At 66.7% G+C, this 24,277-nt stretch carries 20 protein-coding genes and 1 pseudogene; 4 read left to right on the top strand and 17 right to left on the bottom strand.

Annotation, left to right across the window (positions count from 1 at the left end):
* The first annotated feature begins 303 nt into the window (after nucleotides 1-303).
* On the top strand, nucleotides 304-1,605 hold the full coding sequence (locus tag OCS65_RS07185; protein WP_029545732.1) for an MFS transporter: 1,302 nt from the start codon (nucleotides 304-306) through the stop codon (nucleotides 1,603-1,605).
* A 67-nt stretch (nucleotides 1,606-1,672) separates the two neighbouring features.
* Here OCS65_RS07185 and OCS65_RS07180 read toward each other — a convergent pair.
* Nucleotides 1,673-2,539, bottom strand: a pseudogene (locus tag OCS65_RS07180) (RNA-guided endonuclease InsQ/TnpB family protein); the annotation flags it as partial.
* A gap of 115 nt (nucleotides 2,540-2,654) precedes the next feature.
* Here OCS65_RS07180 and OCS65_RS07175 point away from each other — a divergent pair.
* Nucleotides 2,655-3,668, top strand: a complete 1,014-nt coding sequence (locus OCS65_RS07175; RefSeq protein ID WP_029545736.1) for an Rv3169 family protein — start codon at nucleotides 2,655-2,657, stop codon at nucleotides 3,666-3,668.
* 162 nt (nucleotides 3,669-3,830) lie between these two features.
* Here the strand turns inward: OCS65_RS07175 and OCS65_RS07170 are convergent, their stop codons facing one another.
* The 6 genes from OCS65_RS07170 to OCS65_RS07145 form a co-directional block, all read right to left on the bottom strand.
* On the bottom strand, nucleotides 3,831-5,054 hold the full coding sequence (locus OCS65_RS07170) for an acyl-CoA dehydrogenase family protein (protein ID WP_006934158.1): 1,224 nt from the start codon (nucleotides 5,052-5,054) through the stop codon (nucleotides 3,831-3,833).
* 52 nt (nucleotides 5,055-5,106) lie between these two features.
* A complete protein-coding gene (locus OCS65_RS07165) occupies nucleotides 5,107-6,765 on the bottom strand; it encodes an AMP-binding protein (RefSeq protein ID WP_006934159.1) in 1,659 nt (552 codons plus the stop codon).
* Nucleotides 6,766-7,002: 237 nt separating this feature from the next.
* Nucleotides 7,003-7,803, bottom strand: coding sequence for an SDR family NAD(P)-dependent oxidoreductase (locus tag OCS65_RS07160; RefSeq protein ID WP_006934160.1), 801 nt, complete (start codon nucleotides 7,801-7,803; stop codon nucleotides 7,003-7,005).
* Nucleotides 7,803-8,756: an acyl-CoA dehydratase activase gene (locus tag OCS65_RS07155; protein ID WP_006934162.1), complete on the bottom strand. Its 954-nt coding sequence runs from the start codon at nucleotides 8,754-8,756 to the stop codon at nucleotides 7,803-7,805. The genes OCS65_RS07160 and OCS65_RS07155 overlap by 1 nt, the downstream gene beginning before the upstream one ends.
* Nucleotides 8,757-8,787: 31 nt before the next feature.
* Nucleotides 8,788-10,128, bottom strand: coding sequence for a 2-hydroxyacyl-CoA dehydratase subunit D (locus OCS65_RS07150; RefSeq protein ID WP_029545743.1), 1,341 nt, complete (start codon nucleotides 10,126-10,128; stop codon nucleotides 8,788-8,790).
* 30 nt (nucleotides 10,129-10,158) lie between these two features.
* Nucleotides 10,159-11,307 (bottom strand): 2-hydroxyacyl-CoA dehydratase subunit D, encoded by a 1,149-nt coding sequence (locus tag OCS65_RS07145; protein WP_180987086.1) that lies wholly within the window; start codon nucleotides 11,305-11,307, stop codon nucleotides 10,159-10,161.
* Nucleotides 11,308-11,466: 159 nt separating this feature from the next.
* Here OCS65_RS07145 and OCS65_RS07140 point away from each other — a divergent pair, with 159 nt between their 5' ends.
* Nucleotides 11,467-12,576 carry a CaiB/BaiF CoA transferase family protein gene (locus tag OCS65_RS07140; protein ID WP_006934170.1) on the top strand — a complete coding sequence of 370 codons (1,110 nt, stop codon included), beginning with the start codon at nucleotides 11,467-11,469 and terminating at the stop codon, nucleotides 12,574-12,576.
* Between the two features lie 81 nt (nucleotides 12,577-12,657).
* Entirely contained in the window at nucleotides 12,658-13,503 is an 846-nt protein-coding gene (locus OCS65_RS07135; RefSeq protein WP_006934171.1) for a PaaX family transcriptional regulator, read from the top strand.
* A gap of 37 nt (nucleotides 13,504-13,540) precedes the next feature.
* Here OCS65_RS07135 and OCS65_RS07130 read toward each other — a convergent pair whose 3' ends face one another.
* From OCS65_RS07130 to OCS65_RS07085, 10 genes are all read right to left on the bottom strand, one after another.
* Entirely contained in the window at nucleotides 13,541-14,575 is a 1,035-nt protein-coding gene (locus tag OCS65_RS07130) for a phosphotransferase family protein (RefSeq protein WP_006934172.1), read from the bottom strand.
* Nucleotides 14,576-14,651: 76 nt separating this feature from the next.
* Nucleotides 14,652-15,503 (bottom strand): enoyl-CoA hydratase/isomerase family protein, encoded by an 852-nt coding sequence (locus tag OCS65_RS07125; protein ID WP_044475784.1) that lies wholly within the window; start codon nucleotides 15,501-15,503, stop codon nucleotides 14,652-14,654.
* Nucleotides 15,504-15,508: 5 nt separating this feature from the next.
* A complete protein-coding gene (locus OCS65_RS07120) occupies nucleotides 15,509-16,318 on the bottom strand; it encodes an enoyl-CoA hydratase/isomerase family protein (protein WP_006934174.1) in 810 nt (269 codons plus the stop codon).
* 60 nt (nucleotides 16,319-16,378) lie between these two features.
* Nucleotides 16,379-17,569 (bottom strand): CaiB/BaiF CoA transferase family protein, encoded by a 1,191-nt coding sequence (locus OCS65_RS07115; RefSeq protein WP_006934175.1) that lies wholly within the window; start codon nucleotides 17,567-17,569, stop codon nucleotides 16,379-16,381.
* A gap of 83 nt (nucleotides 17,570-17,652) precedes the next feature.
* Nucleotides 17,653-18,603, bottom strand: coding sequence for an EamA family transporter (locus OCS65_RS07110; protein WP_029545748.1), 951 nt, complete (start codon nucleotides 18,601-18,603; stop codon nucleotides 17,653-17,655).
* 5 nt (nucleotides 18,604-18,608) lie between these two features.
* The gene (locus OCS65_RS07105) at nucleotides 18,609-19,394 is read right to left on the bottom strand and encodes an enoyl-CoA hydratase-related protein (protein WP_006934177.1); all 786 of its coding nucleotides are present in this window, start codon (nucleotides 19,392-19,394) and stop codon (nucleotides 18,609-18,611) included.
* Nucleotides 19,395-19,458: 64 nt separating this feature from the next.
* Nucleotides 19,459-20,316 (bottom strand): 1,4-dihydroxy-2-naphthoyl-CoA synthase, encoded by an 858-nt coding sequence (menB, locus tag OCS65_RS07100; protein WP_029545750.1) that lies wholly within the window; start codon nucleotides 20,314-20,316, stop codon nucleotides 19,459-19,461.
* A gap of 289 nt (nucleotides 20,317-20,605) precedes the next feature.
* The gene (locus OCS65_RS07095) at nucleotides 20,606-22,438 is read right to left on the bottom strand and encodes a PHA/PHB synthase family protein (protein WP_263509260.1); all 1,833 of its coding nucleotides are present in this window, start codon (nucleotides 22,436-22,438) and stop codon (nucleotides 20,606-20,608) included.
* A gap of 95 nt (nucleotides 22,439-22,533) precedes the next feature.
* Complete coding sequence (locus OCS65_RS07090) at nucleotides 22,534-23,292, bottom strand: SDR family NAD(P)-dependent oxidoreductase (RefSeq protein WP_006934189.1); 759 nt, start codon at nucleotides 23,290-23,292, stop codon at nucleotides 22,534-22,536.
* Nucleotides 23,293-23,347: 55 nt separating this feature from the next.
* On the bottom strand, nucleotides 23,348-24,271 hold the full coding sequence (locus tag OCS65_RS07085; RefSeq protein WP_006934203.1) for a hydroxymethylglutaryl-CoA lyase: 924 nt from the start codon (nucleotides 24,269-24,271) through the stop codon (nucleotides 23,348-23,350).
* Nucleotides 24,272-24,277 lie beyond the last annotated feature (6 nt).

Genomic DNA, 24,277 nt, shown 5'->3' with positions numbered 1-24,277 from the left:
TGTGATTGAAATCACCGATCGATTGTACCTAGACCGAGGCCCTACAGTCCAATGGTATGACCTATCGAAGGAACTCCGGAGGACTTCCGCTGGATCAGCGGCCCACCCGGGCTCCGCCCACAGGAGCACGCTGCGCCGCATGTGCAGCACGATGTTGCCTCCTGTCCCACGTCATCCGAACGCTTTGGACTGTCCTTTACATTGGACTGTCCTTATGTTCTCATCGTGTGACGGAGACCACTCCTCGTGGTTCCGTGCGCAGCATCGCCGCCCCGACCACCGATATCAATCACAGGAGCTTCCATGAGCGCAGTCGGCACGACTGGGTTGCAGGCGCCCACGCGGCACTTGAATCGCTGGTGGTACGTCATCACCGGCTTTGTCACCCTGTTGTTCGGCACCAGCACGGTCAACGTTCTGTTCAACGTCCTCGGCAAGCCCATGACCGAGGAGTTCGGATGGGACCGCAGCGTCATCGCCAACGGCCTGTCCATCGAGACGGTGATGGTCGGAGTCAGCATCGTCATCCTCGGCTTCCTCATCGACCGCTACGGTCCGAGGATGCCCTCGGTACCGATGGCCTTGGCGTTCGGAATCGGCCTCATGCTGATGTCCGCACTTCCGAACAACGAAATGCTCTTCTTTGCCCTCTGCATCGTGATCGGTGCCGGCGCGGGCGCCGTGAATCCGGTGGCGCACTCCACCGTGGTCAGCGCGTGGTTCCAGGATCGCCGTGGCATGGCGCTGGGCGTCCTCATGGCCGGTCTCGGCGCCTGCGGGGTACTGATGCCCTATCTCGCGAACTGGGTGCTGGGCATGGGTGGCTGGCGCCTCGCCTTCCTCGTCATCGGCGCCGTGTGCACCGTCATCCCGGCGTCGGTCTACGCATTCGTCACCCGGATGCCCGCCGAACACGATGCCGAGCGCGCAGCCGCACGTCTGCAGGGCCGGATGGCCGGGGAGTCCCTCCTCACCGTGGCGCGGAAATACCGACAGTTCTGGCTGCTCTCCGTCGCGATCTTCGTGGTGTCCTCGGCCACCTTCGGTCTGATGTCACAGGTCGTGCCGATGACCACCGACAAGGGCATCAGCCAGGGGGCTGCCGTTTCCATCCTGTCCGTACTCAGCCTGGCGTCGATCTCCGCTCGTCTGCTCGTCGGCTACCTGCTCGACCGGTTCTACGCTCCAGTCATCGGCTCGATCATCTTCGCTTTGTGCGCAGTCGGAGTCTTCCTCATGATCACCTCGTCGGAGATCGGCCTGCTCTTCGTGGGTTCCGCGTTGATCGGCCTGGGTTTGGGATCCGAGGGCGACCTCGCCGCCTACATGGTGAGCCGATACTTCCCCAAGCACTCGTACGGTCGGGTGCTGGGATTCATCTACTTCCTCTACGCCCAGGGTGCGGCATTCGGCATCTTCCTGCTCGGACAGATCTACGGAGCCACCGGGTCGTATCGCGCCGGTGCCGTACCGATCATCGTGCTGGTCGGTATCGGGATCGCCTGCCTGCTCATGATGGGCTCCTACCGCTTCACCCTCGACCACAAACAGGTCGATGCTGTTGAAGAAGCCCGGGAGACGATGACATCGCCGGTTTCCACCTGATACCCCGCCGACCCGAAGGAGCACGATTAACGCCCCTCCTTCCCGAAGGCAGGAGATTCCCGACTCGGACCGCAACCGCACCACCACCACCACCACCCGGAGGGAGGTGATCCGTTTGACTCACGTCGTCGACACCGGTGTGGCCACGCTCCGCCACAACCAGAACCACCCTGGCAGCGTTCCGGTCCCGGCACGCGGTGTGCCCGCATGCTCGGCATCGGAAAATTCGTTCCTCGAGTCCGAGGGGTTGCTCGGCTCTCGCGAAACACCTCGCACACGTCATGGTCGTGTACGCGGGCCGCACCAACACCACCGCCGCACACCGTTTCCGGTGCCCGTGATGCGGCAGATCGAACCGCTCCTCGGTGGCCGTCGCGGTGCGGGCCACTCCCCAGTCGATCCCGACACCACTGTTCTCCTCGACCACCCGGATCGGCCCTGCCTCGCGGGTCACCACGAACGAGGCATACCAGTGCCCGAGGCAATCGCGGGTGATGCGCACACTCGACGGCTCCGACGGCAGTGCCCGCGACCACACCACCGGAACACGCACGCCTTTGGGCAACACCAACCGGCCGTCCCGGATCCGGAACCCGCGGCGGGTGTACTCGAGCGACGGCAGGGTCTTCTTCCGCGCCTTGAAGCGCGGCCGGCCCCGGCCCTTGACCGTGCACGAGGCGTCCAACGCCTGCGCGTAGGTGCGCAGCATCTGCTGCTGGGCGACCTGGGAACCGTCCCGCAACCACGACGAGCGGGCTCGGGCTTCGGTCAACTGCCTGCAAAGTGTCCCGAAACCCGGCTTGCGGCCCGTCGTGAACTGGTGGACGGCTTCGTTCCACAGGAACCGGCAGCGACGCCACTCCTCGATCAGGGCAGCGGCGGCGGTGGTGCCCGGCCGCAACCGGTAGTTGCAGCGCACCACCTCGACCCCCATGCCCGGCACGCCAACCGACCCCACCGACAGGTGTGCCCGACACCACCACTCTCCCGAAAGGAGGACGGCGCTTCCTCTCCCTCGTGAACGAGGGAGTATCCGCGCCGCACATCAGATGACCGACGGATTCCACGACGCCCTGGTAACCCGGGCCACCCCGGACATGCCGGAGAAATTCTTCGACCGGTTCATGTTCAACCTCCACCCGGACGGCAGCACCGCACCCTCGGTCGTCCTCGGCGCCGGGGTCTATCCGCCGCGGAACGTCGTGGACGGTTTCGTGGTGCTGACCACGACGGCCGAACAACGCAACCTCCGCTTCTCCACCGAGCACAACACCACCGACGCCGCGTCCGTCGGACCCCTGCGGTGGGAGACCGTCGAGGACAACACGACCTGGCGAATCCATCTCGACGAGAACAAGACCGGACTCGAACTAGACCTCCTCTGGCACGCCCGGGCACCCTACTGGCTCGGATCGGTGGAGGTGGCAAACACCGACGGAAACGTCACCTCGTTCGACCACCTCTTCCAGCCCGGCCGCTACGAAGGCACGCTCACGTTGGACGGCACCACGACCGACGTCACCGGTTGGTACGGACTGCGGGACCGCTCCCGCGGAGTACGCACCATGTCCGGAGGCCAGGGCCTGCACATCTGGTACCAGGCCCAGTTCCCGGACCGCACGTTCGGATTCCTCCTCGTCGAGGATCGAAACGGCGGACGGATCCTGCTGGAGGGCGCCGTCATGCACGACGACGGCCGACTCGACGACATCACCGACGTCCGGCACCACCTGGCGTTCACGGCAGGCAACGACCTGACCAGCGGCACCGTGGAGATCGTGACCGCCGCCGGCGCGACCTACCGCGTCGACGCCGACGCCTCGGCCGGCGGTGGATACATGGCCGGTGGCGGTTACGGCGGACACCACGGAAAGGTTCGCGGTCGCGACTTCGAAGAGTTCGACGTCTATCCCCTCGACGGGACGGCGGGACCGACGACTCTCGACTCCGCCCTGACGGACCGATGCTGCACGTTCGAGTGGAACGGGCAGACCGGATACGGCATTTTCGAATTCGCCCTGTCTCGGTCGTCGTCGTACGCCTACCGCCCCTCCTTGGCGTAACACGCCGAGCCCGTGACTACCCCTGCGCCTATCTGAGGGTGCAGGGGTAGCCCAGGGCCGAATCACGTTCAGACTCGATCTCGCATCCGCACTATGAGATCGGCAGGCCCGGCCATTCGGGTCTCCCTTCGCCTGTCGGTAGGTGATGGACACTCGACGAACTCACTGTGTCGCGGGCGCGGGGCGTGCCGCTCCTCTCTGCCACGACGAGGCCGCGTCGCTGCCGCGCCTCTCGTAGGGAACGAAGTCGGTCCCATACTTCTCCCGCATGATGATGATCTTCTGGATCTGTGCCGTACCGTCGGCGATCTCGACGGACATCACATCACGCAGGCGTTGCTCGAACGGAAGTTCCTGCGAGTAACCGTAGTTGCCGTGCAGGAGGAGACATTCCTTGACCGCTGCGCTCGCGACGAGCGGGCCGTACCACTTCGCCATCGCCGCCTCGATGGTGTGCGGCAGACCGAGAGTGCGTTTCTCGAGCGCCGCGTAGCAGATCATCCGCGCCGCCTCGACCTTGGTGAGGTGTTCGGCCATGGGAAACGACACGCCCTCGAACTTCGCCAGCGGAGCACCGAACGCCGTACGCCGGCGCACGTACTCGGCTGTCTCGTCGAGGGACGCCCGGGCCGCGCCGAGTCCGGTCAGTGCGAGCAGCGGCCGAGTGAAGTCGAACCCGTTCAGCACGCGGGAGAAGGCACGCCCTTCGAGGCCGATCAGGTTCTCCGGTGGCACCTCGACACCGTCCAGATGCAGCACCCCGCGACCGAGGATGCCCCATCCCGTATCCGGAACCGTCGACGTGGCAATGCCACGCGCATCGAGCGGCACCAGGAACGTCGACACGCCGGCATCCTTGCCGTCCCGGATCGTCCGTGCGGCGAGGATGATCGCTTCCGCGTCGGCGAGCATGGTCACCGACGTCTTCTCGCCGGAAATGGTGTACCCATCTGCGGTAGCTCGCGCGACGGTCTTGATGTTGGCGGCGTCGGATCCGGTCTCGGGTTCCGTCAAGCCGAACGCGACGTACGTTTCACCCGCCACCAGGCGCGGCAGCCACCTCTCGACGATCGTCTCGGATGCGTGGTCCCGGATCAACGTGCTCATCAGCATGACGGGAATCGTGATGTTGGCGACGTTGAAGTCCGCGTAGGCGAGTTCCTCGACGGCGACGCCGGCCGCAACGAAGTCCTCCCGCTCGAGAGGGTTGTATCCCTCCCCTGCGAGCAGGCCGTAGAGCCCCAGGCCGGCGATCTCGCGATGCAGATCCCACGGGAACGTGGAGGACTTCGCGCGCTCGAGATACCCGGGTGCCAGGCGTTTCGCCGCGTAATCCCGCACCGCGTCACGGATCCCGCGCGCATCGGAGTTCAGCAACTGGGTCAACGGGTGGTCCTTCCGCCGGTCACGGTTCGGTCCTCGGCCGCGGCGGACGTCGTCACGACACCAGATCGGCCGAGGACTGCTCGGCCGCGTCGCCGTCGGTCATCGGTGCCGCGATCAGCGTCCCGGCGGCGATCTGTTCCTGCACACGGAACTTCTGGATCTTGCCCGACGGGGTCATGGGAAGGGACCGGGTGAAGTACCACAGGGCGGGTGTCTTGTGTGCGGCGAGTCGTTCGCGGACCCAGGACTTCAGCTCGGCCGCGCTGGGGGGCGAGTCGGGGTCCTTCACCCGCACGACGGCGCCGATCTGTTCGCCCCATTTCTCGTCCGGCACACCGATGATCGCTACCTCGGCGACGTCGGGATGCCGGTAGAGCAGTTCCTCGATCTCGCGGGGATAGATGTTGAGGCCGCCCCGGATGATCATCTCCTTGAGACGACCGGTGATCTGGAGGAAGCCGCGGCTGTCCATCACACCCAGATCGCCCATGCGCAGCCATCCGTCCGCATCGATGGTGGCGGCGGTCTCGTCGGGCATGTCCGAGTACCCGAGCATCACCTGGTAGCCGCGACAGCAGACCTCGCCCTGCTCACCGGCGGGAACGATCTCGTCGGAGAACGGATCGACGATCTTGACCTCGAGCTCCGGCAGCGGCTGTCCCACCGTGGTCGCCTGGTCGACGACATCGTCCGTGATCCGCGTCTGGCTGATCACCCCGTGCATCTCGCTCTGGCCGAACAGGATCGTGAAGTTGCAGTGGAGGTCCTGGGTCACCCGTTCGACGAGCGCCTCGGGTACTGCCGCCGCGCCGGACATGACGGTGTGGATGCTCGACAGGTCACGCGTGTGCCGGTCCGGATGGTCGAGCAGGGCGATGAGCATCGTGGGCACCATCAACGAGTGGGTGCCCCGGTAGGTCTCGATCATTTCGAGCATCGCGGCCGGCTCGAAGGCCGGCAAGATCACGTAGGTTCCGTGGACGGCGAACGTGCCGAGCTCGGTGACGCCACCGCCCCCGATGTGGTACATCGGCATGGCGTTGACACAGACCAGCGGGTCCGTCCGGCCGGCCCGCTCGAATACGAACGCAGCCTCGTTGACAAGGCCTTTGTGGTGCAGCAGTGCGCCTTTCGGGAAGCCGGTGGTGCCCGAGGTGTACTGTAGTTGCACTGCGTCCGTCGGCGAGACGGCCGGGAACTGCGCGTTCGGATCGCCAGTACGCACGAACTCGGCCCACTCGCTGCCGGACACCACGGTGTGCAGTCCCGGAACAGTGGGCCGGACCTGGTCCAGAATCGCGGACAGATCCGCCCCGCGATAGGACTCGCGGAAGAACAGACCGGCTGCCTTGGACTGCCGCAGGATGTATTCGAGCTCATGTGCGCGATACGCCGGATTGATGCCGACCAGCACCATGCCTGCCATCGCGATCGCCTGGTGCAGGATCACCCAGTCGGCACTGTTGGGCGCCCACACCGCGATCCGATCGCCCGGGGAGAAGTGCGTGAGCAACGCGCGGGCGGTCGATTCGGTGTCGGCGAGCAACTGGCGGTAGGTCCATTTTCTCCGGTCCGCCGGGTCGGCAACGCCGTCGACGAGCGCGACGCGGTCGGGAGTGGTCGCGGCTACCTCCCGAAGAAGATCACTGAACGTGATGTCTCGAATGCCCGAGCTCGTGGACGCCGGCCAGTAGGACATCTGTAGCGACATGGCGTGTTCCTGCTTTCGGCTGTGCGGGATGAAGGAAGGGAAGGCTGCAGGGACCGATCGGCGCCCTGGACCGGGCCTCCCGAGATGTTGTCGCGGTCACACCCAACATAGTACCGATCAGATGCCTTCCGCTACATATCTGTCAAATATTTTGGGTCAGAGCCTCATCCGATTTCGCCCCCGAGACACGTGAAGCCGGCCAAGGTCCCCACCTCGACCGGCTTCTCGCTGCGGCAGCTATCCCGCGGAAATCCCCCCGTTCGGGCTGACCACCTGCCCGGTGATCCGCCGCGCCTGCGTACCGCAGAGGAACAGCACGAGGTCGGCGACATCGCCCGGCTCCGCCACCCCCAACGACGCCAGCCGACTCGCCTTCTCGAACAGCTTCGCACTGAAGGGCTCGGACATGACGCGATCGAAGCCGCCGGTATCGCGGATGAGCGACGGTGTCACGGAATTGACTCGGATGCCGTCCCTCTTGGCCTCCATTGCAAGGGTTTTGGAGAACATGACGATTGCTGCCATGGCCGCACCGATCACGCTCTCGCCCGGCGTCGGGTGCTTCGCCGCATCGGAGGCGATGTTCACAATCACCCCGCCGCGCTGCTGTCGCATCGCGGGCAGGACGGCTCGACACATGTTGATCGGGCCGAGAGCCTGGTTCAACAGCACCCCCGGGATGTCCTCGGGGTCCATCTCGTGGAACAGTCGCGGATTGAACGACCCTGTCGTGCTGTTGACGAGGATGTCGGCGGCACCCAGCGAATCCGCAAGTTCCGCCACAACCCGCACGGCCTCCCCCGGAACATTCACGTCGGCCGCAGCGAACAGACACCACACGCCAGGCGCGAGGGTCCGAATGTGCTGTGCCGCTTTCTCGCCACGTTCGACGTTGCGCCCGACCAGACCGATCCGCTGGGCGCCCGCACGCACGAACCGGCGCGCCACCTCGAGCCCGACACCACTCGTCCCCCCGACGATGTAGATCGTCGACTCGGCCGGTACCGGCACCCGGAACTCACTCGGTTCTCTCATCATCACTCGTTCCTCCGCAGCTCGAGCATCACCGGTCCGCCGGCATGCGCATGATTACCGTCCAGGACACCGTCGCAGCTCGCACAGTGCCGACCACCGCCCGAGCTCCGCGATGCCATGTTCGTCTCCGTCGCGGCATCACGCGCGGACAGAACCTTTCGGGCACCGCGATACTCGTCGCGCGCAAGCAGCCCCGCGCCGTAGGCCCCGGCGATCTGTGGCTGGTCGAGCACCTCGATCGGATGTCTCAACGCCTGCGATACATAGCGGATCGCAGCCGGGTTCTTGGCCACCCCGCCGGTCATCACCGCAGGTGTCGCCCTGCCGACCTGGCCGACCAGACCCAGGGTGCGCGCCGCGACGGCACGGTGCACGGACGCGGCGATGTCGGCCTTGTCCTGCCCCTGGGCGAGCAGGGAAATCACCTCGGTTTCGGCGAAGGTGGCACACATACTGCTGACCTCGAGGCCGTGCGCACCGGCGAGCGCGAGATCCCCTACCGCATCGATGTCGACCTCGAGCGCGCGGGCCAGGACATCGAAGAACCGACCCGTTCCGCTCGCGCAACGGTCGTTCATGGCGAAACGTTCCACCAGTCCGTCGTCGTCGACGATGATCGCCTTGCTGTCCTGGCCGCCGATGTCGATGACGAGCCGAACCCCCGGACGCAGGGCCGCCGCGCCGCGCGCATGGCAGGTGATCTCGGTGAAGGTGCGGTCGGCGCCCGGAACCAACCGGCGGCCGTACCCGGTGCTCACGGTCCGCCGAATGACCTCGCGTGGCACTCCCGCCGCGACCGAGGCGCCCTCGATCGCACGGGCGACTGCTTCACGGCTCACAGCGCCCATCTGCACGACATCCGTCCCGCACAACGCACCGTCCTGATCGACGACGGCAGCCTTCGCTGTCGTCGATCCCAGATCGACGCCCATAACGAACCACTTGTCGGTACTCATCGCACTCGTCTCTTCCCGGTACGGTGTCGCGCTAGACCGCGGACCTCATCCGCTGCACATCGATCGCCTCCAGCATCGCTTCGAGTCGGCTGTCGAACAACTCGTCGTTGTAGAACGATGCGTCGGCAACGTCCCCTTCGAAGACGAACGACTTGACTCCACGCTCGGCCTCGGCAGCCCGGGCGAGCATGGACTGCGGGTTGGTCATCGCCCGGCAGGTCCGGGTGGAGTGGAAGGCGATGCCGTCGATCGCATATTCGTCGAGACGACGCAGCAACAGTTCCTGCAGGTTCTTCAGCCCATGGTTGAGCGGACAGAGCAGGTAGTGTTGCGCCATACCGAGCAGCGGATTGTCGACGTCGATGAGTTGTGGTTCCTGCCAAAAGGATTCGTGGGTGTACCGGCCGGCCACCACGGCCACGTCGTACTCGGCGAACTTCCGGGTCAGGAACCCGAGTTTGTTCCAGTTCATGATTCCGTCGAAGTAGACCCGGTAGCGCTCGTTCTCGACGGCGCTGACACCGTCGGCGATCCGCTGTTCGATCTCGGCCTTCACCCCGGCGAAGTAGTCCACGAGATCCTGGTTGCCGGGCAGGAAGTTGATCGGCGCGATGCTCGCCACCCAGTCCCAGTAGGTCGCCGGGGTCGGCGCCTGCCGGCAAAGTTCCATCCCTTCGAGGCGCAATTCCGAAGCCCGCTTGATGTACGACATGCTCTCGCTGAGCGCATCCCAGTCGAACGGCCGGCCGGTCTGGTACTCCAGGAAGTCGACCAGCTCACGGAGTTGACCCTCGACGTACTTGCCGACCTCGACCCACTCCTCCCCCCGCATGTATCCCGCGTCGGGCTTGTTGCCCCACAGCATCGGAATCGAGACGTTGAACAAGGGCAACTTGCGATCGAACACCCGGTACGTCATGGCGTCCCACTGCTGTCCGGTGCTGCAGCCAGCATATCCGTTCACGAAGAAGTCCGGTGCCGGCAGCTTGCTCGCGAGCTCCTGCTGGTCGGTCAGGCCCACGACGCCGGTCTCGTTCCGGTTGGTGTTCTGGTGCGTCAGCACGGCGCATCCGAGGTGCGTCCGGGCGTACGAGCACAGCTCGTTGATGTAGCCGTATTCGGCCCCGGCAGCCTGGGCCGGACCCTCGAGATGCTGGGCGGCCAGTCGTGCAGCGAAGGCCTCACCGTGGCACCATTCGAGGCCGGCCGCCTGAAAGAGCGGGTTCAACGCGGCGCCGTTGTACCAGACGACGTGCTTACCGCGCTCCTTTGCGGTGAAGATGTTCTCCCAGTAGTCGGCGACCAGCTTCCCGCCGGCGCGGGTACTGGACAGGCGGTGGGCTTTTTCCTTGCGCGGTTGTGCAATGGTCATCACGATCTCCCTCGGGTGGTCGAGCAGGTTTCAGGACGGCACCGGCACGTGCTGCCGGCGGATTCGCTCCACGAAGGTCTCGACCCTGGTCCGGAGCGTTTCCACAGGATTGCCCTCGTGTTCGGTTTCGATGAGGAGCACGGGTGTTCGGTTACCCTCCAGCGCTTTCCGAAGCTCCGGGTAGTAGAGCATGTGAGGTTCACAGAACTTCGCCATCATCACGACCACGCCGTTCGCGTTGCTACGGGCGAGTTCGTCGATCAGATATCGATCCCAGTCGACCTGGGTGGTCACTCGGGTGGGGCATGGGGCGTTGAGATTTCGCTCCAGATACCAGCTCGACAGCGCCTGGAACGGATCTCCGTTCTCGGGCACATCGGTGGAGATGTAGCGGTATCCGGTGTACAGGTCGTCGTCGACCACGATCACCCCCGCCTCCTCGATCACGTCCAGGAGTTCGGGCCGCGGGGCGTGGCAGAAGTGGCCGGACAGGTAGAGCCTGACCACGTCGTCCTGCGCTTCGGCAGCCGGGTCGATCCCGTCGAGAAGACGCTCGAGGGCAGCGGTGTGTTCGGCGATGTCCATCACCATGCTCGACTTCACCAGCACTTGCATTTCGCTCGCAGTGATGCGGAGTCGGCCCGAGCGACGCAGCTCGTAGAACTCGCGCAGCAGACGCCGGTTCGCGTTGAACATCCGAATGCTGGCCGTCAAGGTGTCGGACGTAATTGAAACCCCCAGGACCGTTTCGATCTCGGTCGCGAGGTCGCTGATGCGACCCGCCACCCGCGGCCCGGTCCACGCATCGTCCATGGCGCTGGTGAGCTGGGCGAAATGCACAGGCTTCTCGGGTCGCGCCCATCGGATCACGTCCACCGCGCCGAGCAATTGCACGCAGTGGTCCGCCGCCACGAAGGCGTCGAAGAGGTCGAGCTGACCGAGCGCCGCCTGGTCGGCAACACTGCGGGTGTAGCCGCAGTAGAACTCGGCGAGCAGGTTGCGGCCTTCGGTGACCGGGGTGCGGTTCTCCTGGATGAGCACCGGAAGGGCGCCTGCGGCGTGCACGAGTTCGGACGGAAAGTTCATCGGGAAAGATCCGATCACGCGGCGGCCATGGGTCGCCTTCCATCTCTGCGCGTAGGCGACGGGATCGTCGGCCGCGGTGCGCAGCGTCGCCATCAGTTCTGGACTGAGTCTGTTCACGTTTCGCCCTCGGATTCGTCGATGGATGCCGGCAGCGACAAGTCGGTGTTTCGCTGCGGCGTCGAACTAGATAATACTTAGTTTGATAGTTAGTATCCAGAGTTGTCAAACATTGGTGCCGTTCGGAGGTAGAAGATGACGCGTGTACTCGACGGGCTGCGGGTGGTCGAGCTGGCCGGGATCGGCCCGTCCCCCCATGCCGCGATGCTGCTGGCCGATCTCGGGGCGGACGTCGTGCGGATCGAACGTCCGGGCGGGGTGAGCCAGCTCCTGCCCGTGGAGCAGGACGCCGGGCTGCGCAACCGCCGCTCGGTCCGCGCCGATCTGAAAGATCCCGACGATCTGCAGCGCGTGCTGAGTCTCGTCGACAATGCGGATGTGCTCGTCGAGGGCTACCGACCCGGCGCGGCGGAACGCCTCGGCATCGGCCCCGACGTGTGCCGGGCACGCAATCCCCGACTCGTCTACGCCCGGATCACCGGATGGGGACAGGACGGTCCACTGGCTCCCTACGCGGGGCACGACATCAACTACCTCGCCCTCACCGGAGCGTTGAACGCGATCGGACGGAAAGGCGAACGCCCGCTGGCGCCGCTCAACCTGGTCGCCGACCTGGGGGGAGGCTCGATGCTGGCGATCACCGGCATCCTCGGCGCGCTCTATGCGCGGGAGCGGTCCGGGCAGGGTGACGTCGTCGACGTCGCGATGGTCGACGGCGTCAGCACGCTGATGACGATGTACTGGACGCTGACCGAAAACGGCCTATGGTCCGCCGACCGGGGAACCAACGTCGTCGACGGCGCGGCCCCGTTCTACGACACCTACGAATGCGCCGACGGACGGTACGTCGCAGTCGGCGCGGTCGAGCCGGCGTTCTACGCGCAACTACTCACGGGCCTCGGACTCGACCCGGCGGACCTTCCGGATCAATACGATCGAGCGGCCTGGCCCAGTGTGCGCACCCGGTTCGCCGAGATCTTCCGCGGCCGCGATCGCGACCGATGGGTGGAACACTTCGCCCCCCTCGACGCGTGCTTCACGCCGGTGCTCGCCCTCGACGAGGTCGCGGCGCACCCGCACATCGCCGCACGCGGGACAGTCGTCGAATCGTTCGGGCAGCGCCAGCCGGCGGCATCGCCACGCTTCGCGAACGCGGCGCCGGCCACGTACTCGGCGCCTCGCGTGCCCGGCGCCGACACCGACGCCGTCCTGCGCGACTGGGGTGTCGTCCGCGGTGCGCACTGACGAGCGCCAGCCCACCGCCCCCGCACCGCCGGCGCCCGGGGGGTGTGGCGTGGCTGCGACCGCCTGCGCGACGATGGACCCATGACTGATCCCGACATCGGGTCCGTATCCGACAAGGACGCAACCCCCGCCCGCAGCGCCCGATCCGTGCTGGTGACGGTGCTCGGTGAGTTGGTCGAACCATACGGCCGACCGGTTCGTACCGCGGCACTGCTCTACGTCCTGAAGGGACTCGGGTTCGGTGAGCCCGCGGCACGGCAGGCTCTGGCCCGCACGGGATCGACCGGGTTGATCGCCGCCGAACGGGTCGGTCGGGAGACCCTGTGGCACCTGACCGACGAAGCGCACCGACTGTTCGCCGAAGGCGACATGCGTGTCTTTCCCCCCGATGTCGACGTCACCCAGTGGGACGGCCGTTGGCTGGTGATCAACGTCCCGGTTCCCGAATCGCACCGCTCGAGCCGGAAGAAACTGTATGCGGCATTGCGGTGGGCCGGCTTCGGAAACCCGACCCCCGGCGTCTGGGTGACCCCCCACGTCGATCGCGCCGCGGAGGCGGCCAGGACGATCGAGTCCCTGGGGTTGGCCGACAACACTGTCACCTTCGTCGGCCCGATCGGCCAACCGGGCATCACCGAGGCCGAACTCGTCCGGCGGTCCTGGGATCTCGACGAAGCCGAGAAGGTCTACGACGAGTTGCTCGCCCGGTTCGACGTGCGCGGATTCGCCTCGGACGACGAGTTGCTCCTCACCCACCTGCAGTTGGCCGATTCCCTGCGCCGGATGCCCTATCTGGACCCACGACTGCCCGAGGTCCTGCTGCCGGACTGGGCCGGACTGCGGACGGCGAAGCGACTACGCGACCTGCGTACCGAGTGGACACCGGCAGCACACGCTCGCTGGCGTGAGATTGCGGGCGTCGAGTAGGGACCATCGGGTCGGCGCCCGGCCGGTGCCGGACCGATCAGACGCCGGCTGCTGTCAGGCCCGCCGCCCGGCGGGCGGCGTCGAGAAAGGCACGCACCAAGGCACCGTCGCGGTAGTACTGATCCCCGACGCCGGCGACGGCCCGCCGCCGCCCGTACTCGTACAGCACCGCCAGCTTCCACAGGGCCAGTGCCGTGTACCAGTCGAGGTTCGACAGGTCCGCGCCGGTGGCAGCCGCATACCGCTGGGCGAGTTCGTCGCGCGTCGGGTAGCCGTCCTCGAGGACCGCCACACCGAGATCTTCGGTCGGCGTGCGGTCCTGTCCTTCGACGGGATACGACGCGAGGAAGTACCCCAGATCGAACAGCGGGTCGCCGATCGTCGCAAGCTCCCAGTCCAGCACCGCCGCAATATGTCCCGGCGGTTCAGGAGCAAGGATGACGTTGCCGATGCGGTAGTCGTTGTGGATGATCGCCGCACCGGACTCGGCGGGAACGTGGGCGGCGAGCCACGCATCGATCTCCGCGAACTCCGGCGGCGGCGTCCCGTCCTCGGCCGCCACCAACCGGCCCATGCGGCGCAGGTGACGCTCGTTGAAACCGTCCGGCCGGCCGAGGTCACCGAGGCCGGCGGCCCGCCAGTCCACCGCGTGTAGTGCCGCGAGGGTGTCGATCAGCGCCTCACCGATCCGGCGACGGTCGGCCGGCGCACTCAGTGCCGCCGGAGTCTCGGTGGTGACCACCGGGCCGGCGACGTAGTCCATCACGTAGAACGGGACGTCGAGCACGTCGCCGGTCTGCCCGACGGCAAGCACGGCCGCCACCGGCACGCCACTGCCGGCGAGTGCACCGACGAGCCGAGCCTCCCGCAGCATGTCGTGGGCACCCGGCGGGACGGGCGGCGGCGGCGGTCGACGAACAATCACCCGACGTACCCCGTCGGACACCAGGTACGTCAGATTGGAATGCCCGTCACCGATACGCGACGTTGTCAGCGGCCCATCGGTGATGCCCCGCTCACGCAGAAATCGTTCCAGCGCGCCGAGGGTGTCGGGAGTCCATTCCCAGGTCATATGCTCGCCTCCATCAGATTGTGCCGCCGGCGCGCGCCGCCCGGCCCCGATCCTGCACGCAGTCGTTCGTCGACGTCTACGCCCCGGTGAAACGCGGAGCTCGCTTCTGCTTGAATGCGGCCAGCGCTTCCGGCATGTCGGCGCATCGGGTCAGTAGCGCCTGTCCCCGGTTCTCCAACTCGAGCGCCGCCGCGTACGACGTCACTTCCTGGTTCCGCTGCAACGCGCGCTTCGACATCCGGATCCCGCCGGGGGAATTCGTCGCGATCGTCTCGGCCAGTGCGACGGCCTCGTCGAAGAGGTTCTCGCTCGGCACCACCCGGTTCGCCAGCCCGATCCGGACCGCCTCCTCGGCGCCGACGAAGCGTGCCGTGTACGCGATCTCGGCCGCCCGGCCCGGCCCGACGAGGCGGGTCAGTTGCCAGGAGGTGCCGAGTTCCCCGACGGACAACCCCACCTTGACGAAGGCCGCGTTGAACTTCGCGGTCGGGGCGACCAGCCGGATGTCGGCGGCGAGGGCGAGCGACATACCGCCGCCGGAGGCAGCACCGTGGATCGCCGCGATCACCGGGAACGGCAGATGCCGCAGCGCAGCAAGGCCCCCGGTCGCGGTCTCCTGGAACTTCAGGAATTCGCGCACGCCCATTTCGGTGATCACACTGATCTCGTCGAGGTCGAACCCGGCGCAGAACACCCGATCTCCCGCACCGCGGATGATCAGCGCCCGCGCGTCGGTGTCGCGCAATGCGTATGCGGCGGTGTTGAACTCTTCGAACATCTTCACGACCATCGAGTTCATCCGGTCGGGCCGGTTGATCGTGAGAACGGCGATCTTGTCCTCGAGCGCCTCGAGGGTGAGGGTCTCGAGCCGGGGTGGCTCGTAGTTGCTCAGCACGGACGTATTTTCTCGCGTGTCCATCTGCGTCATGTCGATCACCGGCCCGTGAACTTCGGGGTGCGCTTGTCCTTGAACGCGGCCAGCGCTTCGGGCATGTCCTCACCGCGGGTGAGCAGCGCCTGGCCGCGGTTCTCCAGTTCGAGCGCCGCGGCGTAGGACGACACCTCCATGTTCGCGTGCAGTGCGCGTTTCGACAGCTGCACGCCGGCAGGCGAGTTCGCGCAGATGAGGCGCGCCATCGCGAGCGCCTCGGTGAGCAGCGACTCGGCGGGCACCACCGCGTTCAGCAGCCCGAGCGACTCCGCTTCGACGGCCTCGATGAATCGGCCCGTGTACGCGAACTCCGCGGCCCGCGCCGGGCCGATCAACCGGGTGAGGTGCCAGGAGGCGCCCAGGTCCCCGGCCGAGAGGCCGATTCGCACGAACGCCGCGTTGAACCGCGCGGCCGGCGAGCCGATCCGGATGTCGGCAGCCAGGGACAGGGACAGTCCTCCACCGGCCGCCGCGCCGTTGACCGCCGCGATCACCGGAACGCGGATGCTCCGGATCGCCGAGAGCGCCCGCGCCGCCAGCTCCTGCTGATCGAGCATCCCCATCGGCGTCAACGACGACAGCCCTTCGGCGTCGTCGAGATCGAACCCGCCGCAGAACGCCTTGCCGGCGCCGGTGAGGATCACCACACGCAGGTCGTCCTCGCGATCGAGTTGCAACGCCACTTTCTCGAGTTCGACGAACATCGTGTTCGTCATCGAGTTCATTCGTTCGGGACGGTTCAACGTCACGACGGCGATCCCGGGTTCGGGTCGCTCGAGCGTGAACGTTTCCCATGTCGTGGGCTCGGTCACGGGTTCACTCCTTCTTCGGTCCGGCGGTTCCAGGTGGGCGCCGTGAGTTCGTGTGATCGGTCAGGCTTCGGCGGGGGTTTGTCGTACCGCGCCCGAACGCAGCCATTGGTCGGTGCGGTCGGAGTCGATTCCCCAGTCGGTCAGAATCTCGGTGGTGTGCTCCCCCGGACTCGGCGGACGGCGGTCCACCGCCGCCGCCGAGCGGCTGAACCGGGGAGCGGGGGCCGGCTGGACGAGTCCGTCGACCTCGACGAAGGTCCCGCGGGCGACATGGTGGGGATGCGACGGCGCCTCGTCGACGTCGAGAACCGGGGCGATGCACGGCGTGTGCCCTTCGGCCGCGTCGAGCCACTCCGCGAGGGTGCGGCCCCGTACGGCGTCGGCGAACACCTTCTTCATCTGCGGCCATTGCGCGCGGTCGTTCTGATCCGGCAGATCGTCGGGCAGGCCCAGCAGGGCTACGAGGTCGGCGTAGAAGTGCGGTTCGAGCGCGCCGACCGAGAGCCATTTGCCGTCGGCGGTCTCGTAGGCGTCGTAGAAGGGTGCGCCGCTGTCGACGAGGTTCGTGCCGCGTTCACGGTTCCACGACCCGCTCTGCGCGAAGCCGAAGAACGGCGTCGCAAGGAGGGCGGCCCCTTCCACCATCGAGGCGTCGATCACCTGCCCGATGCCTGAGCGCTGCCTCTCGAAGAGCGCAGACAGCACTCCCAAGGCGAGAAGCATTCCGCCACCACCGAAATCACCGACCAGGCTGAGCGGCGGGGTGGGCGGCTGACCGTGGCGTCCGATCAGCGACAGGACACCACTGAGTGCCACGTAGTTGATGTCGTGACCGACGTGCTGCGCGAGAGGGCCGTCCTGCCCGAAGCCCGTCATGCGACCGTAGATCAACCGCGGATTGCGCTGGGCACAGTCGTCCGGTCCGACCCCGAGCCGCTCGGTGACGCCGGGGCGGAAGCCCTCGATCAGGACGTCGGCGTCCGCCACGAGCGACAGCACCACCTCCGCTCCGTCCGGGTGCTTGAGATCGACGGCAAGCGAACGGCGTCCCCGGTGCAGCAGTTCGGTGCGGAAATCTGCATTCGGCCCGACCAACCCTGCGCCGGTGGCACGGTCGACCCGCACCACGTCCGCACCGAGATCGGCCAGCAGCATGGCACAGAACGGCCCCGGGCCGATCGAACCGATTTCGACCACCTTCAGACCCGACAGCGGACCCGTGAACGAGCGTTTCGTGTCGTTCTGCGTCATTGCTGCACCTTCCCGAATTTGGTCTGATAATAATACCTTCTTGTGGTTCAGGGAAGGCTCCCAGAACACAGGAATGCTCCGGTTCAGTCGCGGACCATGCTCGTCTCCCCCGAGCGGTCGGCAGCGCGCCCACGTCGAAGCCGAGCCTGCGCACTCACCACCAACACGACGGACATCAGGACCACGACGCCACCGACGACCAGCGCAGGAGTGACCGGCTCGGACAGGACGACGGACCCGAGAGCGACGGCCACCACGGGGTTCACGTACGTGTGGGTCGCCACCAGCGACAGCGGTGCATGGTGCAGCAACCACGCGTATGCAGTGAATCCGACGACCGAGCCGAAGATCACGAGATAGCCGAACGCGCCCCAGGCCCGCAGTCCGATCTCGCCCCCGAAACGCTCGCGGGTGACCACCGACGCCAGCATCATCGCCGCACCGGCCGCCAGGAGTTGATACGTCGCGCCCACGTACACGTCCTGCGGCAGCCAGAGCCTCGGCTTGATCCAGGAGCCGAACGACCACGACAGGCTCGACAGCACGATGACCGCCGCGCCGACCAGCGGGAGGCTCGAACGGTCACCGCCGGTCGGCAGCACCAGCACGGCCAGGCCGATGAGGCCCACCCCCACCCCGGCCAGCTCGAGCGCTCGCGGGCGGTCGCCGGACACGGCACGGTAGATGCAGATCCACACGGGCACCATCGCGACGAGAAGCGCCGTCACTCCGGAGGGCACGCCGTGCAACTGGCCGACCGACGTCAGGCCGTTTCCACACGCGAGGAGCAGGACCCCGAGGAACGCGGCACCGCCGGCCTCACGCCGGGTGACGAGCAGCCGCCTCCAGCCGCGGCGCACGGCGAGAAATACGGCCATCAGCAGGGCGGCAAGAAGGAATCGCGCACCCATCGAGCCGAGGGGCGGCACCTCCTCGATGACCAGGCGGATCGCGAGGTAGATCGATCCCCAGATCAGGTAGACCAGCGACAGGGCGAGCGCGACCGCTCCCCGCCCGGCGGATCCGGACGACACGGCGCTCAGGAGAAGCGCGGGGCGCGCTTCTCGAGGAACGCGGTGATGCCCTCCTTCGCCTCCCCGCTCTCGAACAGGTCCTGCTCCTGGGCGACCTCGAAGCGGAAGCCCTCGTCGAGCGGCGTGTCGAACGCGGCGTCGACCGTCCGGATGACGGCGCGCTGCGCGGGCAGCGACATCGTGCACAGCTCGGCCGCGAGGGCGAGCGCCGCCTCCGTCGCGCCGCCGGCCGCGACGAGCCGGTCGATCAGCCCGATCGCGTGTGCCTCGTCGGCGCGGACCTGGCGGGCGGTCAGCATGATGTCGAGCGCACGACCACGGCCCACAAGACGCGGGAGACGTTGGGTACCACCGGCTCCCGGGATGAGACCGAGCTTGACCTCGGGAAGCCCGAACTTCGCGTCCGCCCCGCCGACCCGCAGGGTGCAGGCCATCGCGAGCTCGAGGCCACCCCCGAGCGCGAGACCGTCCACCGCGGCGATCGTGATCCGGTCGGCCGACGCGAGCCGGTCGAGCGCCCCGCGGAGCCGATCGCCGTAGGCGGTAAATGACTCTGCATCCACCGACGACATGTGCTTGATGTCCGCCCCTGCAGCGAAGAAGCCGGGGATATCCGATCGGACGACGATCACCTTCACCGAACCGTCGGCATCGGCGGCGTCCAGCGCCGCGTTCAGGCCGTCGATGATCGGCAGGCCCAGGGCGTTCGCGGGCCTACGCTGGAGCGTGATCGTCATGACGCCGGCAGCGGCGTCACTCCATGTGACTGCGGGCGTAGCGGTTTCCGACATGCACACCATCCTGTTCGAACCAGCAATGACCCAACCATACTAATTGTTGGACCGAAATGGAAGGTCAGGGCCGGCGCGGGAACTTATCGAACTCCGGACGGCGCTTCGCCTTGAACGCCTCGCGCCCCTCCCTGGCTTCTTCCGTGGAGTAGAACAGCAGATTCGCATCGTGGGCGAGCTGCTGGATGCCGGCCATGCCGTCCTCCGACGCATTGAAACTGGCCTTCATGAGGCGCAGCGCGAAGGGGGAGAGCTCGAGCATCTCGCGGCACCACTGGACGGTTTCGCGCTCGAGGTCGGCCAGTGGCACCACGGTGTTGACCAGCCCCATCTCCAGGGCCTGCCGTGCGTCGTACTGGCGGCACAGGAACCAGATCTCCTTGGCCTTCTTCACCCCGACCAACTCCGCGAGCAGACCCGCGCCGTATCCGCCGTCGAAGGAACCGACCTTGGGACCGACCTGGCCGAAGCGGGCGTTGTCCGCCGCGATTGTCAGATCGCACACCAGATGCAGGATGTGCCCGCCGCCGATCGCATACCCGGCGACCATGGCCACCACCGGCTTCGGCAGTCGGCGAATCTGGATCTGCAGGTCGGTGACGTGGAAGCGTCCCACGCCGCCCGCCTTACCCGGCTCGGTGAGGTAGCCGGTGTCTCCGCGCACCCGCTGGTCACCTCCCGAGCAGAACGCGTCGGGCCCCTCCCCTGTCAGCACGATGACACCGATCGAGGAATCCTCCCGGGCATCGACCAACGCGTCGGAGATCTCCATCAACGTCTGCGGCCGGAACGCATTGCGCACCTCGGGACGGCAGATCGTGATCTTTGCGATCCCGTCACCGCTGTGCTCGTACCGGATGTCCTCGTACTCTCCCACCGGAGTCCAGGCCACGGTTGCGCCTGCTTCGTTGTTCGTCGTCATGTCGCGATCATAGGCGCACCTGCAAACGATCGTTAACGTTCCAGCCGTGTTCACACTCCCGATCGTCCGCCGCTCCTTGTCCACCAATCACTTCCAGCCCCGCACTGTATGGACTTTGCACTGCGTGCGCGTGGATGCAGACCTTTCCGTCACGTCCGTCGACCCGGTGTCACTGTGGTGCAGCCGACCGTCACGGAGACGCACAAGGACGGTCTCGCCGTCCCGCCGTCGGGAGCGACGGAGTCGGCGATTTCGAGATCCATGCGTGCCTCCTCGGCCGGCGAAGCTGTCAGTTCGAGGGCTCCCCGACATAGCGTCCCGGAGCGGGGCCGAGCGGATACTCGGCTTCGTGCAGGACCGGCGACGACATGCGGTCTCCTGACCTCTCACTTACCCAGTCGGCCCACGGCTCCCACCAACTGCCCGTCACGCGGGTGGCCTGGTCGAGCCACTGGTGCGGGTCCGCACCGGGGGCGCCGCCGGTCCAGTAATGGGACTTCGGATTGCCGGGCGGATTGACGAGGCTCGCGATGTGCCCGGAGTAGCTGAGAACGAACGTGCAATCACCTCCGAGGAGCTGTGTGGTCCGGTAACACCCCTTCCAGGCGGTGAGATGGTCGTCGATCGCACCGGAGACGAAGGTCGGGACTGTGACGGTCCCCGGGTCGACGGGCGTGCCGAGCACCGTCATCGAGCCCGGCTTCGCCAGCATGTTGTCGCGGAAGATGTCGAGGAACTGAGCATGTAGGGAGCCGGGCAGATTCGTGCCGTCGGCGTTCCACGCAAGTATGTCGAATGCAGGCGGGGTCCTGCCCATCAGATAATTGTTGACGACGTAGTTGAACACGAGGTCGTCCGGGCGCATCCACAGGAAGGCGTTGCCCATGTCGCGGGCGCTGATGATGCCGTTCCTCAATGAGCGGCCCCGCGCGAAAGACACCAGCTTTTGCCCGGCGAACGCATCGAGCAGTTCCTTGTTCTCGAAGTCGAGCATGGTGACCGCATAGGACATCGAGTGCACCCGCGTGTCGCCGGTGGCCGCCATATGATTGAGCAGCCCGGTCGAGATGATGCCACCCGCGCAGAATCCGATGAGATTCACGTCGTCGCTGCCGGTTTCTGCTCGAACCGTGTCGATCGCCTCGGAGACTCGCCGAGCGTAGGTGTCGAGATCCCATCCGCCCTGGTCCTGGTTGGGGTTACGCCAGGAGAGCATGAAGGTTTGCAGACCGCGGGACACGGAGTGTTCGACGAAACTGCGTCCCGGCTGGAGGTCCAGGAAGTAGAAGCGGCCGATCGGGGGCGGCACCACCAGTACCGGACGGGCGTGCACGGTGTCGGTGGTGGGCACATAGCGGAGCACCTCCGCGACCTCGTCCCGGGCCACCACGGCACCGGGTGTGACGGCGAGATCGCGGCCGACCTCGAAGGCACCGTGCGGGACCATGGCGGGCATGCCACCGTTTCGCCGCACGTCGGTGACGTAGTTCCGGAGTCCGCGCACCAGGTTCAGGCCGGCCGTGTCGAACGTCTCCTTGAGGACCGTGGGGTTCGTCATGAGGTAGTTCGTCGGGGCGAGTCCGCTCACGACGATCCGTGCTGCGAAGGCGAGTTGTTGTGCCCGAACCGGATCGGCGATTCGGCCGATACGGTCGACCGCGTCCTCGATCTCCCGAGCGGACAGCAGATAGGCCTGACCGATGCGCCGGTACATCGGGTTCGAGGTCCACGCGGGATCGACGAATCGACGATCCCCCTTCGGGGGTGCGACCTCGGAAGCGCCGAGGGCGATCCGAGATAGTTCACCGCCGAATCGGGCCGAGCCGGCGGCAACCGCGCGGACACCCTCGGCGGCTCCGCTCACGACGCCGGCCCACCGGCCCATCCGTCGATACAGGCCGCTGCCCGGTAGGGGAATCTTCATGGTTGGTGGCTCCTTCGGGTGCCGCACTATCGCGTTCCTGCCCGAACCGCGAGAGCCGAGTCGCCTTACCCCCGCGCCCGTTCGAGATTCACACGAATTTGAATTACGTTCATGGTCAAATTGTTCGAGTAATTCGAGGGGACCTGCCGCAGGTGGGTGGGCCGCTCGGTCTCGGATCGACCCGATCGCACGCGGCACGCCGAGCTCCGGACACGACGGACGGACACGACGGACGGACACGCCGGCCGGCAGCCGATCGACTGCCGGCCGGTGTGTGGGACAGGCAGTGGCGCTCAGGCCATCGTCAGGCCACCACTGACGGACAGGGTCTGGCCGGTGACGAACTCCGCCTCGTCGGAGGCGAAGAACGCCACGGCGGCGCCGATGTCGGTGGCCTTGCCGAGCCGCTTCATCGGCACCGCGCGGGTCATGCCGGCGATCACCTTGTCGGCTTCCTGACCGGAGTTGTCGGCGAACTTGCGCAGGGCCGGGGTGTCCGTCGGTCCGGGGCACACCGTGTTGGCGGTGACGCCCTTCGTGGCGACCTCACGAGCGAGGGTCTTGGTGAACGCGATGATGCCGCCCTTGGCACCCGAGTACACCGCTTCGAGCGACGAGCCGACGCGTCCGGCGTCCGAACCGATGTTGATGACGCGCCCCCAGCCACGCTCGACCATGCCCGGCAGGGTCGCCTGGACGACCCGCAGCTGGCCCTTGAAGTTGATCTCGAGAATCCGGTCCCAGAACGCCTCGTCGGTCTTCAGAAACGGCATGAAGTCGTCCCATCCGGCGTTGTTGACGACGATCTCGACGGGACCGAACTGCTCGGCGACCTGCTTGACCGCCGCCTGCACGGACTCGGTGTCCGTCACGTCGACCGGGACGGCGATTGCCTGGCCTCCGGCCTCGCGGATGGCGGCCGCGGTCTCCTCGGCGGCCTCGAGGTTGAGGTCGGCGACCGCGACGCGGAAGCCCGCGGCACCCAGCGCATCGGAGATTCCCTTGCCGATGCCCTGCGCGCCGCCGGTGACGAATGCGACTCGATTGCTCATGATTTCACTCCGTGTTGTTGGTTCTGATGTCGAAGTCGTACCGGGGACGAGGGCGTCAGCGCACGCCCGCGGCCCACTGGATCGGGCCGGCCACGATCGAGTGGCTGGTGAGCTTGCGGCCCAGCACCTGCTGAGCTTCGCGAGCGGCGTCGATGACCAAGTCGAGGTCGAGGCCGGTCTCCACGCCCATTTCGTGGAACATGCTCACCAGGTCCTCGGTGGCGATGTTGCCGGTCGAACCCACCGGGACGGGGCAGCCGCCCAGTTCACCGAAGCTCGACTCGAAGCTCGCGCACCCCGCCTCGAGCGCGGCGAACGCGTTCGCGAGGCCCTGGCCGCGGGTGTTGTGGAAGTGCGCGGTGACCTCGACGCCGGGCAGACGTTCGATGGCCGCGGCGAAGAACTCCGAGGCGTAGGCCGGATTGCACATGCCGGTGGTGTCACCGAAGCCGATCTCCGTGGCTCCGGATTCGGCGAATCTCTCCGCCAGGTCCAACACCCGCTTCAACTCCACCTTGCCCTCGAAGGGGCATCCGAACGACGTCGCGATGACCGCAGCGCAGTGCAGGTCCTCGGCGACGATCCGGCGAGCCATGATGTCGTTGTCCGCCATGGTTTCGTCGACGGTGCGGTTGACGTTCTTCTTGTTGTGGGTTTCGGATGCGCTGACGAAGATCGCGACCTCGTGGAAGGTGTCGCGAACCTTCAGCGCGTTGTCCAGTCCCTTGCTGTTCGGCACGAGGACCATCAGCCTCACGTCGTCGGGCACGTCGATGCGGCTGAGCACCTCCACCCCGTCCGAAAGCTGCGGGATGACGTCGGGCCGCACGAAACTGGCGACCTCGATACGCTTCAGGCCGGCGCGCCCGAGGGCGTTGATCAGCCGCACCTTGTCGTCGGTCGGGATGGTCTCCGGCTCGTTCTGGAAGCCGTCGCGCGGACCGACTTCTCGGATCTGTACCCGTTGGGGACGCGTCATGGCGTT

The sequence above is a fragment of the Rhodococcus aetherivorans genome (assembly GCF_025722975.1).
GTDB lineage: Bacteria > Actinomycetota > Actinomycetes > Mycobacteriales > Mycobacteriaceae > Rhodococcus > Rhodococcus aetherivorans.
Note: the sequence above shows the minus strand (reverse complement) of the source record. Positions and strands in the feature narration are given on the sequence as shown.